General features: G+C 72.2%; 12 protein-coding genes. 3 read left to right on the top strand and 9 right to left on the bottom strand.

Annotated elements, in window-relative coordinates; genetic code table 11:
• The first annotated feature begins 25 nt into the window (after positions 1-25).
• Positions 26-1,435, top strand: a complete 1,410-nt coding sequence (locus BLS95_RS19210) for an MFS transporter (RefSeq protein ID WP_090933098.1) — start codon at positions 26-28, stop codon at positions 1,433-1,435.
• A 120-nt stretch (positions 1,436-1,555) separates the two neighbouring features.
• Here the strand turns inward: BLS95_RS19210 and BLS95_RS19205 are convergent, their stop codons facing one another.
• The 3 genes from BLS95_RS19205 to BLS95_RS19195 are packed head-to-tail and all read right to left on the bottom strand — an operon-like array spanning position 1,556 to position 4,243.
• The gene (locus tag BLS95_RS19205) at positions 1,556-2,092 is read right to left on the bottom strand and encodes a GerMN domain-containing protein (RefSeq protein WP_176993270.1); all 537 of its coding nucleotides are present in this window, start codon (positions 2,090-2,092) and stop codon (positions 1,556-1,558) included.
• Positions 2,089-3,561: a sensor histidine kinase gene (locus BLS95_RS19200; RefSeq protein ID WP_090933096.1), complete on the bottom strand. Its 1,473-nt coding sequence runs from the start codon at positions 3,559-3,561 to the stop codon at positions 2,089-2,091. Before BLS95_RS19200 ends, BLS95_RS19205 begins: the two co-directional genes overlap by 4 nt.
• A 7-nt stretch (positions 3,562-3,568) precedes the next feature.
• Positions 3,569-4,243: a response regulator transcription factor gene (locus BLS95_RS19195; RefSeq protein ID WP_176993269.1), complete on the bottom strand. Its 675-nt coding sequence runs from the start codon at positions 4,241-4,243 to the stop codon at positions 3,569-3,571.
• Between the two features lie 190 nt (positions 4,244-4,433).
• Here BLS95_RS19195 and vanY-N point away from each other — a divergent pair, with 190 nt between their 5' ends.
• Entirely contained in the window at positions 4,434-5,006 is a 573-nt protein-coding gene (gene vanY-N / locus BLS95_RS19190) for a D,D-peptidase/D,D-carboxypeptidase VanY-N (protein WP_090933092.1), read from the top strand.
• 35 nt (positions 5,007-5,041) lie between these two features.
• On the top strand, positions 5,042-7,087 hold the full coding sequence (locus BLS95_RS19185) for an ATP-binding protein (RefSeq protein WP_090933090.1): 2,046 nt from the start codon (positions 5,042-5,044) through the stop codon (positions 7,085-7,087).
• 99 nt (positions 7,088-7,186) lie between these two features.
• Here BLS95_RS19185 and BLS95_RS19180 read toward each other — a convergent pair whose 3' ends face one another.
• From BLS95_RS19180 to BLS95_RS19155, 6 genes are all read right to left on the bottom strand, one after another.
• Positions 7,187-7,879 carry an aspartate/glutamate racemase family protein gene (locus tag BLS95_RS19180; RefSeq protein ID WP_090933088.1) on the bottom strand — a complete coding sequence of 231 codons (693 nt, stop codon included), beginning with the start codon at positions 7,877-7,879 and terminating at the stop codon, positions 7,187-7,189.
• Between the two features lie 27 nt (positions 7,880-7,906).
• Positions 7,907-9,301 carry a UDP-N-acetylmuramoyl-tripeptide--D-alanyl-D-alanine ligase gene (locus BLS95_RS19175; RefSeq protein ID WP_090933086.1) on the bottom strand — a complete coding sequence of 465 codons (1,395 nt, stop codon included), beginning with the start codon at positions 9,299-9,301 and terminating at the stop codon, positions 7,907-7,909.
• A complete protein-coding gene (locus BLS95_RS19170; protein ID WP_090933084.1) occupies positions 9,298-10,254 on the bottom strand; it encodes a D-alanine--D-alanine ligase family protein in 957 nt (318 codons plus the stop codon). The genes BLS95_RS19175 and BLS95_RS19170 overlap by 4 nt, the downstream gene beginning before the upstream one ends.
• 260 nt (positions 10,255-10,514) lie before the next feature.
• Positions 10,515-11,627 carry an AAA family ATPase gene (locus BLS95_RS19165; protein ID WP_090933082.1) on the bottom strand — a complete coding sequence of 371 codons (1,113 nt, stop codon included), beginning with the start codon at positions 11,625-11,627 and terminating at the stop codon, positions 10,515-10,517.
• Positions 11,624-12,217 carry a nicotinamide riboside transporter PnuC gene (gene pnuC / locus BLS95_RS19160; RefSeq protein WP_245765151.1) on the bottom strand — a complete coding sequence of 198 codons (594 nt, stop codon included), beginning with the start codon at positions 12,215-12,217 and terminating at the stop codon, positions 11,624-11,626. The genes BLS95_RS19165 and pnuC overlap by 4 nt, the downstream gene beginning before the upstream one ends.
• A 51-nt stretch (positions 12,218-12,268) precedes the next feature.
• The gene (locus BLS95_RS19155; protein WP_090933078.1) at positions 12,269-14,584 is read right to left on the bottom strand and encodes a KOW domain-containing RNA-binding protein; all 2,316 of its coding nucleotides are present in this window, start codon (positions 14,582-14,584) and stop codon (positions 12,269-12,271) included.
• Positions 14,585-14,696 lie beyond the last annotated feature (112 nt).

Below are 14,696 nucleotides of genomic sequence, written 5' to 3'. Positions count from 1 at the left end.
TACGAGTTACTGTCTGGAGGATTCGATGTCCCGACCCACAGTGCGACCGACGGCGCCCCATGAGCCGCATCCGGCGCGGTGGCGCGTTCTCGGCTTTCTCGGCGTGGCGCAACTCATGCTGATCCTCGACGTCACCGTCGTGGCCATCGCGTTGCCTCACATGGAGACGGATCTCGGCCTCAGTCGTGAGGCACTGACCTGGACGGTCAGCGCCTACACGCTCACCTTCGGCGGGCTGATGCTGCTCGGCGGGCGCATCACGGACTTGGTGGGCGCCAAGCGGGTCGTGATCGCTGGGCTGTTGTTGTTCACCCTGGCGTCGCTGGTCACGGGGCTGGCCGGATCAGCGGGCATGCTGCTGGGTGGTCGCGTGGCGCAGGGGGTCGGGGCCGCGCTGTTGTCGCCCGCGGCTCTGTCGCTGGTGGTGGCCCTGTTCGACGGGGAGGAGCGTAACAAGGCTCTGGGCGTGTGGTCCGCGCTCGGCGGTGGCGGTGCCGCGCTCGGCGTTCTCCTCGGTGGCCTGCTCACCGCCGGGCCCGGGTGGCCGTGGGTGTTCCATGTCAACGTGCCCATCGGGCTGCTGATCGTCGTGGTGCTCGCCGTACTGCTTCCGGCACGGGTGCCTACCTCCGCCGACCGGCCCCGGCTCGACGTTCTCGGCGCGATCCTGGTGACGTCCGCCAGCGGGTCGTTGATCTATGCGCTCATCGCCGCCGGTGAGCGGGGGTGGCTCAGCGCGCTCACCGGATGGCTCGTGCCGGCGGCTGCCGTGGGTTACGTGCTGTTCGTGCTGTGGCAGCGGCGGGCGCGCTCGCCCCTGATGGATGTGCGACTGCTGGCCCGGCGGCCCGTGGCGATCGGCGCCTTTCTCATCCTGATGGCGACGGCGCTGATGATCGCGGTGTTCTTCCTGGGGACGTTCTACTTCCAGCACGCTCTGAAGTACGGCGCGTTGCAGGCCGGGCTGTTGTTCCTGCCGGTGGCGCTGGCGACGATGCTCGGCGCCAACCTGACCGGACGCCTGCTCGGCCGATGGGGCGGGCGTGGCCTGGCCGTCGCGGGCCTGACGGTCGCGGCGCTCGGCATGGCCGTGCCGGCCGTGTCGATGAACCCGGTCAGCGTCGTGATAGGCGTGGCCGTCGCGGCGGCGGGCACGGGGGCGATGTTCGTCATCGCCTCGGCGACGGCGCTCGGTCAGGTGGCGCCGCATGAGGCCGGGATCGCCTCCGGTATCGTGAGCACTTTTCATGAGTTCGGCGCCTCCATCGGAGCCGCCGTCATTTCCAGTGTCGCGGCCGCGAGCCTGGCCGGGGACACGTTGAGCGGGTTCACCAGCGGGTTCACCGTGGCCGCTGTCGCGTCGGCGGTCGGCGCCGTCATCGCCGCGCTGGTGACGCCCGGCCGCTCAACGGCACCGGGGCACGCCACCTCGTAGGGAGCGGTGCGGCGGCCAAGTGGGTCCCGACGGACATCGGCGTCGCATCCAGCCGGGCGGCCACGGTCGAGAGCGCCGAGGACCGGAGTGGGCTGAAGCCGCCGAGCGACACGCTCCCCCTCAATCTGACGAGGGCGACGGAGGTATGTCCAAGGGAGGGGGCACGTCGCCACCGGTACCCGGGCAGTTCCGGAGGCTGACGCTCCGCCCGGCACCGACGACGGAGACCTGGGCGGGGGTTACCGGCGTCGCGGCGGCGGCCGTGCACCCGATCTGCTCGACGGCCAGTTTCGACAGGTCACCGGCCGGAGTGGACGGGTTCACCACCAAGCGGCCGGCCGGCCGGACGGTCACCGAGAACGGGCCGGCGTCGGGCGGGACGTCGGTGGTGAGTCCGTGCGCCTGTTCTGTCGCGGTGGGTCCGGCCGCCAGCAGCGCGAGCGTGTCCGCTGGGGACGGTCCGGGACCGGGCCGCGTCACCGGGCTGAGCCGGCCGGCTTTCACCAGGTAGATGGTGATCTTCCGGGTCGGTTGGACGAATCCGCTCGGCGGGTCGCCGGCGGGGATGGCGTCGCTGGGTCGCACGCCGCAGCCGGCCACGGCGAGGAGCGACACGAGGCCCGCGGCGAGCGCGCGGCGGGGGAGCGCGGTCCTCATTCGGGGCCTCCGTCCGGATCGGGTGCCCGGCGTGGCAGGCGCAGCGTGAACACGGCGCCGCCGTCCGGGGCGTTGGTGACGGTGAGGTCGCCTCGGTGCAGGCGCGCGTTCTCCCGGGCGATGGCGAGTCCGAGGCCGCTCCCCTCGGACCTGGCCCTGGATGCGCTGGCCTTGTAGAACCGGTCGAACACGTGCGGCAGCACCGCCTCGTCCAGCCCCGGTCCGTGGTCGCGGACCTCGAGGGCGATCCAGTGCGGGTCGGCGGAAAGCCGTACCGACACCGGTGGCTCGCCGTGCCGCAGGGCGTTGCCGACCAGGTTGGCGAGGATGACGTCCACGCGGCGTGGGTCCAGCCGTGCCGTCACCCCGGGGGGAAGCTCGGTGTGCACCGGCTCCGTCCAGCCCCGGGTACGCAGGGTCGCGCGCACCAGCTCGGCCACGTCGATCTCGTTCAGGGCGAGGGCGGCGACGCCGGAGTCGAACCTGCTGATCTCGATGAGGTCGTTGACCAGGCCGGTGAGGTTGAGCGTCTCCTGGCTGACCAGCCTGGCGGCCCTGCCGGCGGGCTCGGGCAGCCGGGTCGCCTCCTCGTCGAGGATGTCGGCGACCGCCGCGAGCGCGGCCAGCGGGGTGCGCAGTTCGTGGGACACGTCGGCCACGAACCGGCGGGCGTCGGCCTCCATCTCGCGCAGCTGCCTGACGTGCCGTTCCAGCTCCGCGGCGGTGGTGTTGAACGTGCGTGCCACGTCGGCCAGCTCGTCGGAGCCGCGGACCTCGATCCTGGTCCGCATCTCGCCCTTGCCCAGCAGGCGTGCCGCCCGGCCGAGCTCGCGCACCGGGCGGAGCACGCCGCGGGTGGCCAGCAACGCCAGGACGACCGCGAACGCCAGGGCGGCCCCGCCGGTGAGCCAGGCGAACGCGGCGAGCCGGTCGATGCTGTGCTGTTCGGGGAGCAGGTTGCGTGCGGTGTAGATCTCGATGCCGGACACCCGCGTCGTGCGGTCCGGCTCGGCGATCAGCAACGGCGAGCCGATGATCAGGATGGGTTGGCCCTGCCACACCACGCGTTGCCAGGCCATGTCACCGCCGGCCACCACGCGCCGCAGCCCCGAGGGAATCACCTCGGGAGTCAGGATGGGCCCGCCACCGGGCGGCCTCCGCCCCCCTGGCGGCGGGCGGGTCACCGAGTGCGCCTCGTGGTAGACGGCGACCACGGGGCCGTTGCCGTCCGTCACGATGCGGACGATGTCGTCGAGCTCGGCCGGGCCCGGAGTCGCGGTCTCCAACGGGAAGAGCGCCTCCATGCGGGTCCTCATCGCCTGCACCGCGGCGTCCTGGGCCCGCTGCAGGATGGCGTTGCGTGCCTCGACGTAGATCGCGCCGGCCACCGCCGCCGCGGTGACCACGCACAGCAGTGCGAACGCGAACAACAGCCGGGCACGCAGCCCCAGGACCGGCCGAGGCGTCATCGGCGACTCACACCGGCCCGAACCGGTAGCCGAACCCCCGCACCGTCTGCACGTAGACGGGCGCCGTCGAGTCGTCCTCGATCTTCGCGCGCAACCGCTGGACGCACGCGTCCACCAGACGCGAGTCGCCGAAGTATCCGTGGTCCCACACCGACTCCAGCAGTTGCTGGCGGCTGTGCACCCGGCCGGGCGTGGCGGACAGTTCGAGCAGCAGGCGCAGTTCGGTCGGGGCGAGGCTGACCGGCACGCCGTGGTTGGCGACCACCAGCCCGGCCCGATCGATGGTCAGCTCCCCGTGCCGCTCCAGCTCCGCCTGGTCCCGGCCGATCCGCCGGAGCACCGCGCGAATGCGGGCGTCGAGCACCCTGGGCTGCACCGGCTTGATCACGTAGTCGTCGGCGCCCGCCTCCAACCCGGCCACCACGTCCATGTCGTCGCCGCGCGCGGTCAGCATGATGATCGGTACGTCTCCGGTGGCCCGGATGCGGCGGCAGACCTCGAATCCGTCCATGCCGGGCAACATCAGGTCGAGCACGACGACGTCGGGAAGGTCCGCACGCAGCCGGTCGAGCCCCTGCTCGCCGGACTCCACCGCGCGCACCCGGTGCCCGTGCCGGGTCAGGGCCAGCTCAAGGCCCTCCCGCACGGCCGGGTCGTCCTCGATCAACAACACTCGCGACACGCCGCCGACCATCACAGCACGCTCCGTAACTTCCCCGCCGGTCAACTCCTCCACTGTCGTCCGGCTGTGTCCCCGCCTCGTCCGCGCCATGTCATGGTTGTGTCACGGCCGCGCGGACGGTGACAGCCGTCGAGAAACGGTGACATGCGGCGGACGACGCGCGCACATTCGGCGCCAATCGTAGTTCGTCATGGACGAACCACGTACCATTCCACCCCGGCCCCGAGATCGGCTGTATGCCGTGGTCACGCTGGTGATCGCCGTGCTCCTGCTGCCCGCGGCGTTCGTCCGCCGGCCCGGCCGCGCCCGAGAACTGGCCTGCTGCTGGGCGTTGTGGATGCGATTCCCCGCCGAGGACCTCACCGGGCTCTCCGACGGCGCCAGGGCGGCGTTCACCGCGGCGCGTACCGAGGCGCTGTGGCGTCACGGCCAGCTCATCGGCCTCACCTCGGGATATCGCGATCCCCTTGTCCAGCAGCGGATGTTCGAGGAGGAGGTGCGCCGCTCCGGCTCCCCGGCCTTGGCGCGCATGCTCGTGCTGCCACCGGCGGAATCCAGCCACGTCAAGGGCATCGCGCTGGACGTGCGCCCGCACGAGGGCGCTCGCTGGCTTGAGGAACACGGCGCTCGTTACGACCTGTACCGCCTGTACGACAACGAGTGGTGGCATTTCGAGTACCGCCCGGACTGCGGCGGCACGCCGCCACGCCGACGGCCCCACCCCGGCGTGGGCTACGTGAGCGAGAACGGGGACCAGCTGTAGCCCGGGTCCGGGCGTTCGGAGAGGGAGTCAGGAGTATGTCATCGGGGAGCGACATCAGGTCCGGATCGCTGGGACGGCGCCTGCAGGCAGCGCGCGAGACGGCGTTCGTGGGGCGGGAGGAGGAGCTCGCGGTTTTCAGCGCGGCGTTGCACGGCGGCGGCTGCAGCGTCCTGTACGTGCACGGTCCCGGCGGCATCGGGAAGTCGGCCCTGTTACGGCGGTTCGCTCAGGAGGCCGCGGCGGCCGGGCGGCCGGTGTCCCTGCTGGACGGGCGCATGCTGGAGCCGGCGGCGTCCAAGGCCGAGCCGGTGATCCGCGACGCGGACGCGGTGCTGCTGGTCGACGACTTCGAACCCCTTCAGGGCCAGGAGGGATGGCTGCGCGAGCGGTTCCTGCCACGGCTGCCCATGGGGGCGCTGGTGGTGATCGCCGGGCGAAACCCGCCGGACATGCGGTGGCGGGCGGACCCGGGATGGGCGGGGGCGCTGGAGGTGCTGCCGCTGCGCGGCCTGCGGGCCGGAGAAGCCCGGGCCCTGATGGACTCCACCGGGGTGCCGGCCGAGGCGCGCGAGCCGCTGCTGGCCTTCGCCGGTGGTCATCCGCTGGCGCTGCTGCTGGGGGCGGCCGTGGCGGTGAAGGACGGCGGGGCCGGCAGACGGTGGACGCCGCATCAGGACGTGGTGGCCACGTTGCTGGATCAGCTGGTGGGCGAGGCGCCTTCGGCGGCGCACCGGCATGCTCTGGAGATCTGCGCGCATGCGTACAGGACGACGGAGGACCTGCTGAGGGCGGTCCTGCCGGAGGAGGCCGGGACGTTGTTCCGGTGGTTGCGGCGGTTGCCGTTCGTGGAGTCGAGCGGTCTCGGGCTGTTTCCGCATGACGTGGTGCGGGAGGTGCTGGAGGCGGACCTGCGCTGGCGCGATCCCGAGGGGTACGCGGTGATGCGCGACCGCATTCACGCGCATCTGGCGGCGAGGGTGCGTACGGCGAGCGATGCGGACGTGCCCGGCGCGGTGGCGGCACTGCTCTACCCGCATCGCGGCGACAGGGCGCCGGCCGGTTTCCACGGCCGCCACGACGAGGGCGAATTCCAGGAAGAGGTGCCACGGGAGGAGGACGTCGGCACGTTGCTCCGCCTAGCGGCGGAGGGTACGGCGTCCGCGGCCTGCGCCGCCTTCTGGGCGGAACGTCAGCCGGAGGCGTTCCGGCTGTATCGGCGGGCAGAGACCGGCGAGCCCGTGGCCTTCTCCGCGTGGTTGCGGCTGGCGGAGCTCGATGAGGAGGAGCTGACCGCCGATCCCCTCGTGGCCGAGGCGTGGGCGCATGCGCGTGCCACCACGCCGTTGCGCGCCGGTGAACACGTGGCGGTCAGCCGGGTATGGGCGCTGCCGCCCTGTCGCGGGAGCTCGCCGGTGATGGACGTGATCCAGTGGCGAGTGATCGGCGACTGTCTGCGGTCCGAGCGCATGGCATGGTCATATATCGAGGTACGGCATCCGAACCACGTATGGGCGGAGCGGTTACGGCATTACGGGATGCGTGACATCGCCGAGCAGCCGCGGCCGGGGGAGGAGGCGTACAGCCTGTTCGCTCACGACTGGCGCGCGGTGCCGGCGTGGGCGTGGCTGGAGCGGATGAACCGGCCGCTCGTCGCCGGGCCTGCCGGCGGCCCGGGCGCCGCGACGGCGCACCTGGCGGTGCTGTCCCGGGCGGAGTTCGCCCAGGCGGTGCGCAAGGCGTTGCGCCAGCTGCCGCGGCCGGACGCGCTGGCCGCCTCCCCGCTGACGCGCACCAGGCTGATCGCCGAGCGGGCCGGGCAGAACCCGGCCACGGCACTGGGTGACCTGCTGCGCCAGGCGATCGACGACCTGCGTGAGGATCCGCGCTCGGCCAAGTCCCACCGGGCGCTGTCGGTCACGTTCCTGCGCGGCACGCCCACCCAGGAGCTGGCCGCGGAACGACTCGGCCTGCCTTTCACCACCTACCGCCGCCACCTGGCGGCCGGCATCGAACGCCTCTGCGCCGACCTGTGGCACCGGGAACTGTACGGCACCACCGCACCGGCCCACCGACCCACCTGAGCCGCCGCCTCGTGCCGGCGCGGGCGCGCGGGCCCCGGCCTCGTGCCGGCGCGAGTGCGCGGCCTCACCGCCGTGGACGAACCCGACCGAGGGCGCGCGTCAGTCGGCAAGCGCGAAGCCGGCCGCCGCCTTCGCGTGCAGCCGAGCGCTCGGCAGCACCGGGATGGCGCTGTCCTTCTCACCGATCAGCAGCTCGATCTCCGTGCAGCCGAGGATGACGCCTTCAGCTCCGTCGCCGGCGACATCCTCGATGATCCGGGCGTAGGCGTCCCTGGACGATTCCCTGAGCACCCCGCGCACCAGCTCGTCGAAGATCACGCGGTGGACCAGTTCCCGCTGCTCGCGCCGCGGGACGACCACGTCGAGGCCGTGGGCGGCCAGCCGATCGCGGTAGAAGGGCTGCTCCATGGTGAAGCGCGTGCCCAGCAGGCCGACCTTGCGCATGCCCCTGGCCCGGATCTCGGCGCCCAGGGCGTCGGCGATGTGCAGCACGGGCACGCTCACGGCCCGCTCCACGTCGTCGCTCACCCGGCTGAAGGTGTTGCTGCAGACGAGCAGGAGATCGGCGCCGAGCTCCTCCAGTTTCCTGCCCGCACCGGTGAGCAACGTGCTCACCTCGTCCCAGCGGCCGGCGAAGATGAGGTTCTCGACGGTCGTGTAGTCGACCGACCAGATGAGGCTGTTGGCGGAATGGCTGCCGCCGAGTCGCTCGCGTACCCGCTGGTTGATGATCTGGTAGTAGATCACCGTAGATTCCCAGCTCAACCCGCCGATGAGACCGATCGTGCGCATGGAACTCCGTTTCGCTGGTTCTGTTGTTCACTGGGCCTTCGGCGACGCGTCGGCCAGCGCGCGGGCGCAGGCGCCGAGCCCGATCTCGCTGGAGGCCTTGACGAACACCACGTCTCCCGGTTCGACCAGCGCGGTGGCCAGGCTGAGGGCCCCGGCCACGTCCTCGACGGCATGGACGGCCACGCCCTGGTTCGAGCACTCCGCCGCCCACGCCATCGCCAGCGGATCCCCTGCTCCGACCGTGATCAGCACGTCGAAGCGGAGGTCGGCGACGAGCCGGCCCATCTCCGCGTGCCGGGCGCGGGAGGCGTCCGCCTGCTGCCCCATCGCGCCGAGCACGGCGACGGTACGGCGGCTGCCGGCCAGGGCCTTCACCGCCCGCAGCCCGGCCCGCATGGATTCGGGGTTGGCGTTGTAGGCGTCGTTGACGATGGTGACGCCGTCAGGTCGTTCGACGATCTCCAGCCGGCCCGCGGAGCGCCGCCGTGCCGCGTTCAGCCCATCGGCGATCTCGGCGACGCCCAGGCCGAGCACGGTGGCGACGGCTGCGGCGGCCAGGGCGTTGCTCACCTGGTGCTCACCGATGAGGTCGAGCCCGACCGGGGCGCGGCCGGAGGGCGTCACCAGCTCGAACGAGGTTCGCGCCCGGTCGTCCATCCGCACGGCTTCGGCTCGCACCTGCGCCTGCGGCGACCTGCCGTACAGCACGATGTGGGCCCTGGTGCGGCCTGCCATGCCCATGACGTACGGGTCGTCGGCGTTGAGCAGGGCGAACCCGTCCGCCGGGAGCGCCTCGACCAGCTCCCCTTTGGCCTCGGCCACGTCGGCCGGGCCGCCTCCCATCCGCTCCACATGCGCGGTGCCGACATTGAGCACCAGCCCGACCTGGAGCGGTGCGAGCCCGGTCAGGTACGTCAGGTCGCCCTTCCTGCCCGCACCCATCTCCAGCACCAGGTACCGGGTGGTGGCATCGGCGCGCAGCACGGTGAGCGGCAGCCCGAGCTCGTTGTTGAACGACCTGTCGGTGGCGACCGTCGCGGCGTGCCGTTCGAGCACCTGGGCCAGCAGGTCCTTGGTCGTGGTCTTGCCCACCGAGCCGGTCAGGCCGATCACGGTCGGGCTGAGGTGTTCGAGCAGGTGCCTGGCCAGCAGGCCGATCGCGAGCTGGACGTCCCCGACCACGAGGGCTGGCACGCCGACGGGCCTTGAGGCCAGCACGGCGACGGCGCCGCCCGCGATGGCGCCGGCCGCGTAGTCGTGACCGTCCACGCGGGCGCCTACCGTCGCGGCGAACAGGCCGCCGGGCACCACCTCGCGGGAGTCGACCGCCGAGGGCGCCGTCACCAGCGCCCGCGGGTCGGGCACGTCATCCAGGGTCGCGCCGACGACCTGCGCGATCTCGTGCAGCGTCATGGGGATCATGAGCCGCTCCTGGCGAACGCGAGATCGATGAGGCGGCGCAGCAGGTCCGGGTACGGGACACCGCTTGCCTCCCACGCCCTGGCGTAGACGGAACGGGAGGTGAAACCGGGCATGGTGTTGATCTCCAGTACGTACAGGCGTCCTGTGTCCTCCTCATAGAGGAAGTCGACACGGGACAGGCCGTAGCCGCCGATCGCCCGGAAGGCGCGCAGGGACAGCTCGCGCACGTTCTCGGTCACCCGTTCCGGGAGCACGGCGGGGATGACGGCGATCTCGGCCTGGCTGAGGTACTTGGCCGCGTAGTCGAGCCAGTCGCCGGGCACGATGAGCTCGCCGGGCACCGAGGCGTCCGGAGTGTCATGGCCGCCGAGCACGCCGCAGATGAGCTCGCGCGCGGTCACGGCCTGCTCGACGATGATCACCCGGTCGTGGGCCAGCGCCAGCTCCACACCCGCGCGCAGCTCCTCCATGGAGGTGACCCGGGAGATGCCGATGGAGGAGCCCATGCCGGCCGGTTTGACGTACATCGGCCAGTCGAGCGACTTCACCAGGCCCCAGTGGTCGGTGGTGGTGCGCCATTCGTGCTCGGTGAACCACACATGTGGGGTGACCGGAATGTCCTCCGCCAGGAACATGCGCCGCATCGCGACCTTGTTCATGGCCACGGCGGAGGCCATGACGCCGCAGCCCACGTACGGGATGCCCAGCGTCTCCAGGTGCCCCTGGACGACGCCGTCCTCGCCGAACGGCCCGTGCAGCACGGGGAAGACCACGTCCGGCGGATCGCGTCGCAGGTCCACCGGCCACCTGCCCCGCCGGTCGATGATGACGGCGACGGGTTCGTACAGCTCCCTCGGCAGCGCGTCGAGCACAGCCTGCGCCGACTGCAGCGACACCTCATGCTCGGCGGACGGCCCACCCGCCAGCACAGCCACGCGTACGCGTTCGGTCACGATCGATCAGCCTTCCTCAGCGGAGACAGCACCGCCGGCGACACGGTGTTCGCCGCCGCGGGACCAGCCCGCCGAGTGTCGGCTCCTCGCCTGACCAGTTCCCAGGCCATTCGCTGTCCAGTTCCCGGCCGAAGCCCGCCTGCGACTGCGCAGCTCTGCCACGGATGGAAGCCGTTGTCCTCCGCATGGGAGCTCCATGAGCACACGAGACGCCCGACAGCGGCGGATGAGAGCCACGACAAGGCCGCGGCCCGGTGACGCTAGGAATGTCCCGACGGTCGCGGGCCGCCGGAGCGCCGTTCGGGGAGCGGGTCGGCGAGGTCCCAGCCCTTGGCCAGCAGCGCGTCGACGGCGGCGACGGCCGCCGTCAACCGCTGCTCATGGGAGCCGCGGAGCCTGACGTGGGGACGTCCGGTGCGTTCAAGTTCCTCCTGGAAGCGTGCGGTCATCCAGGGGCGGAGGTGTTCCCCGTCGCGCAACCCGTCGTCCTCGAACGGCACGCCCTCGTGGTCGGTCAGCAGCCACAGATGCTGCCGTCCGCGGCCGGCGATCCGGGCGACCTCCGGATGGCTCCCGCCCACGTAGCGCTCGTGCCAGATGGTGGTGGCGAACGCGTCGGTGTCGCAGAACAGGACCGGGCTCCCCGACCGGGCGGCGGCGTCCTCCTCGCGCTCCTGACGCCGGGCGATGTGCGGGAAGTCGTCGGAGGCGAGGATGACGTCGGCCCACCGCGAGCCGGGCCGGACGGCCCTCAGCGCCGCCAGCCGCTCCGCGCAGAACGTCCGCCCGTACTCCGGCACCCACGTCGTGGCGGCCCACGGGCCGCCGCGCCGGCGGTAGTGCTCGGCGAGCGCGCGCGTCATGGTGGTGGTGCCGGAGGACTCCGCGCCCAGGACGACCACGCGGCGAGCGAGGCCCGCCCGTACCGCGGGGGCGAGGAAGTGCCAGGTGCCGGCTGGGTCGCGGCGCACCGCGGTGCCGGACACCGGCTGGGCGAGGCGCTCCGGGTCCACGCACACCGCGGTGGCGCCGAACCTCCTGCCGAGTTCCTCTCCGTAGTCCTCAGAGGTGAAGACCGCGTCGACCGGCTCGGGGACGGCCTGCCGGAAGACAGCCATGTGCGCGTCCCAGACGGCCGGGTCGCCGGTGTCCACGGGGTGGTCGTCCACGGCGCCGACGACCCTGACCCCGGGGTGGATGTCCCGCATCCAGCCGACCCGGTCGCCGAGCGGGATCGACTCGACGGTGGCCGCGCACACCAGGACGGTGAGCCGTTCGCAGCGGGCCGCGGCGGTCCTCACGAGGTGGTGGTGGCCCGCGTGCGGCGGGTAGAACTTGCCGAGCACCAGGCCGTGGCCGAACCGCCGGGTCACCTGACCGCCCCGGCCGGGGCGCTCACGTCGGGCGCCATGTCACGCCGCCAGCCGCGCAGGCCGAGGACGCACAACGTCAGGAAGCCGACGTACAGGATCGCGGTGAGGTAGAGCTCCTTGTACGCGTAGAGCGGTATGTAGACCAGGTCGGCGGCTATCCAGAACCACCAGGACTCCAGCCGCTTGCGGCACTGGCCGTAGGTGGCGGCCAGTGACAGGCACGTGGTGAGGGCGTCCCAGAAGGGCACGGTGGAGTCGGTCGCCCGGGCGAGGAACACGGTCAGGACGGCGACACCGGCGGCAACGGAGACGAGCAGCCAGATCCACTCGGCGCGGCTGGTGCGGCGCACCGGGAGCACCTGGCCGGGGCCGCCGCCGCGGGCCCAGGTCCACCAGCCGAAGCAGGCCAGGGCGATGAAGACGATCTGCAGGCCGGCGTCGGCGTACAGCCCGGTCCGGGTGAACAGGACGATGAAGAAGATGTTGTTGGCGATGCCGATGGGCCAGTTGGCGATGTGCTGGCGTGCCACGAGCCAGACGCACAGCGCCCCGGTGGCGAACCCGAGGATCTCGGTCCATGTGAGGTTCACACCCCACCCCCTTATGGTCAAAGTGACTATAAGAGCTGGGGCGGGGTCGCGTCACGGGCCGAAGATGAGGTCGGTGCCCGTGCTGTCGAGCCAGTCCCAGAACTGCTTGTGGCCGCCGACCTCCCACTCCTTGAACGCCCAGGTGGCGACCACGGGATTGCCGGCGCCGTCCAGCACGTCGAGGTCGAGGACGTAGTCGTCGTAGTCGGCCCGGCCGACGGAGTGGATGAACCGGTCCGGTGGCAGCCCGCCGAGCCGCTTGGCCGCCATGCTCCAGGTGTCGTCCTGGAAGAACTCCAGGGTGTTCCTGGCCAGCGCGCCGCCGACGCTGTCGCCATGGGCCGGCTTCAGTACGTGGTGGATCGCCCAGAAGTCACGGATCGGCCGGGGCACCGGCCCGGCCAGCAGCGGCACCCTGGCGGTCGGGTCGGCGTGGTGCGGTGCGGCTCCGACGACGACGGACAGGTGGTAGTCGATGGCCGGGTCGGCGAACCGGTCAAGGCTGTCCGGTGCGGGGATGAGCGCTCCGCTGCCGTCGTCGTCGCGGTACCAGGCCAGGTAGCCGAGCGCGGTCGTGCCGTCGTCCCGGCTGAGCAGGGCCAGGGCGAGAGTGCGATCCCGGACGGCCGCGACGAACCGCGGCGCGAGCTCGGCGACCGGCGCCCAGACCCGCGTGAGCGCCGCGGGGAGCCCGTCGTCGGCCGGGATGTCCCACGGGTTGTCCGGGAACGGCACGTCGCCGATGCCGTCGCGCAGGAACAGCCCTGCCACCGTCGTGCCGTCCTTGACGATCGGCTGAACCAGGTCGAGACGGCGCCCGGCGAGCATCGCCCGCTCAAGCCGTCCCTTTCTGCGCCAGTCGTCCCCGGCGGCGTGGAACTCGGCGAGGAGCGCGGCCGCCGGCTCGTCGGCCAGCGGACCTGCCGTGGTCGCCGCGGTACTGGGGTCGAAAGGGGCAGGAGCCAGTTCGCCGACGCCTTCGAAGGTGACCCCGGGCACCCGCTCCGGGAGGTCGCCGAGGTCGGCGATCCCCGTGTGCCTGAGGTTGACGAAATGCAGCGCGGGCAGGGTGGTGACCACCGACAGGTCCCGTACCGGGCAGGCGACCAGTCCCAGCACCTGCAGCGTTTCCATACCGGCCAGCGGGGACAGGTCACGTACCCGGGTCCGATACACGAACAGCCGGGTCAGGCGAAGCCCGGCCAGCGGGGTCAGGTCCTCGAGCGGACCGTCGCACACGGACAGATCACGCAGGTGCGTCGCGGCGGCCAGGGGCGACAGGTCGGTGACCAGGGTGCCGTCCAGCGTGAGGTTGGCGACCTGGGTCAGCCGGGCGAGCGGGCCGAGGTCGTCGACCGGGGCCTCGACCGTCAGGTCGCGCAGGTTTCGCATCGGGGCGAGGATCGACGCGAGCGCCGCCACGTCGATCGCGACGGCCGAGTGCAGCGCCAGCCACCGCAGGTTCGGCAGCTGCGCGAGCGGGGACAGATCGGCCGGCCGGTACAGGTCCAGCCGGAGCCCGTCCACCGCCGTGAGCGCGTCCGGCGGGATCGGGCCGTCGCTGATCCCGGTGGTGGAACGGATCGCCAGCTCGACACCGCGCTCCTCGGGCAGGCTGACGTCGGCATGGGCCGCTCGCGCGTAGGCGTACCGGCTGGGGTTGCCGCGCGACGGGCCGGCCCGGCGCTCCTCCTCGGACCGGGCGGCCTCCCACCGCTCGTAGTCCCGGTCCTCAGCCGCCATGCGCGCCCGTTCGAGACGTTCGCCGGCCCGGTCGACCGGTGAGCCCTCCTCTGCCGCTGAGCCTTCCGCGGCCGCTTCGCCGAGGATGGCGGCGAGCAGGCGCTGCTCGGCGTCGGGCTCCGGGGCACGTTCCCGCTGCTCGGCGGCGGCTGCGCGCCCCGGCAGCCAGTACGCGGGGTCGGTGTCGACCACCCGGCGGGCCTCGTCGGCCGGGAGGCCGGCGAGCTCGCGGCCGAACCGCTCCAGCGCGGCCTGCTTGCGTGCCTCGGCCCGCGCCCGGACCTCGTCGCGATGGGCGACGTAGCCGTCCCACTCGGCGGCCGGATCGCACTCGGGCGTGCCGACGCGGTCGAGGAAGAACCTGAACGCCTCCGTCTCGGCGAGCCGGTCGTGCTCGACGGCGATCCGGTCGCGCAGCGCCGCGTGCGAGCCGGTGACGATGTCCACGTCCCGCGGCCGCGAGGTGGTCCCGGCGATGCGCACCTGGCCGGGGTGCAGCTCCAGCGGGACCTGCCGGCCGAACACGATGACGTGGACCAGCACCCGGTCACCCTCGTGCGACGTGAGCAGCGCCTCGAATCCGGTGAAGGGGCCGTCGATCACGGTGACCCGGATGTCGTCCATACCGGATCTTGACACAACCCCGGGACTTCGCCGTCCCGTGGCACCGCGGGACACAGGCGGCCTCTTCGGAACCCGGCTTCAGGCCGGGCGGTGACCGGTAGCGGAAGGGTCG

This window comes from Nonomuraea jiangxiensis (assembly GCF_900099965.1).
GTDB lineage: Bacteria > Actinomycetota > Actinomycetes > Streptosporangiales > Streptosporangiaceae > Nonomuraea > Nonomuraea jiangxiensis.
The sequence above is the reverse complement of the archived record's forward strand: the minus strand, read 5'-3'. Positions and strand labels throughout refer to the sequence as shown.

Bases quoted from the DNA above. Each gene is read 5' to 3' on its own strand.
- BLS95_RS19210 (WP_090933098.1), top strand. From the start codon at position 26: ATGTCCCGACCCACAGTGCGACCGACGGCGCCCCATGAGCCGCATCCG.
- BLS95_RS19205 (WP_176993270.1), bottom strand. From the start codon at position 2,092: ATGAGGACCGCGCTCCCCCGCCGCGCGCTCGCCGCGGGCCTCGTGTCG.
- BLS95_RS19200 (WP_090933096.1), bottom strand. From the start codon at position 3,561: ATGACGCCTCGGCCGGTCCTGGGGCTGCGTGCCCGGCTGTTGTTCGCG.
- vanY-N (WP_090933092.1), top strand. From the start codon at position 4,434: ATGGACGAACCACGTACCATTCCACCCCGGCCCCGAGATCGGCTGTAT.
- BLS95_RS19185 (WP_090933090.1), top strand. From the start codon at position 5,042: ATGTCATCGGGGAGCGACATCAGGTCCGGATCGCTGGGACGGCGCCTG.
- BLS95_RS19180 (WP_090933088.1), bottom strand. From the start codon at position 7,879: ATGCGCACGATCGGTCTCATCGGCGGGTTGAGCTGGGAATCTACGGTG.
- BLS95_RS19175 (WP_090933086.1), bottom strand. From the start codon at position 9,301: ATGATCCCCATGACGCTGCACGAGATCGCGCAGGTCGTCGGCGCGACC.
- BLS95_RS19155 (WP_090933078.1), bottom strand. From the start codon at position 14,584: ATGGACGACATCCGGGTCACCGTGATCGACGGCCCCTTCACCGGATTC.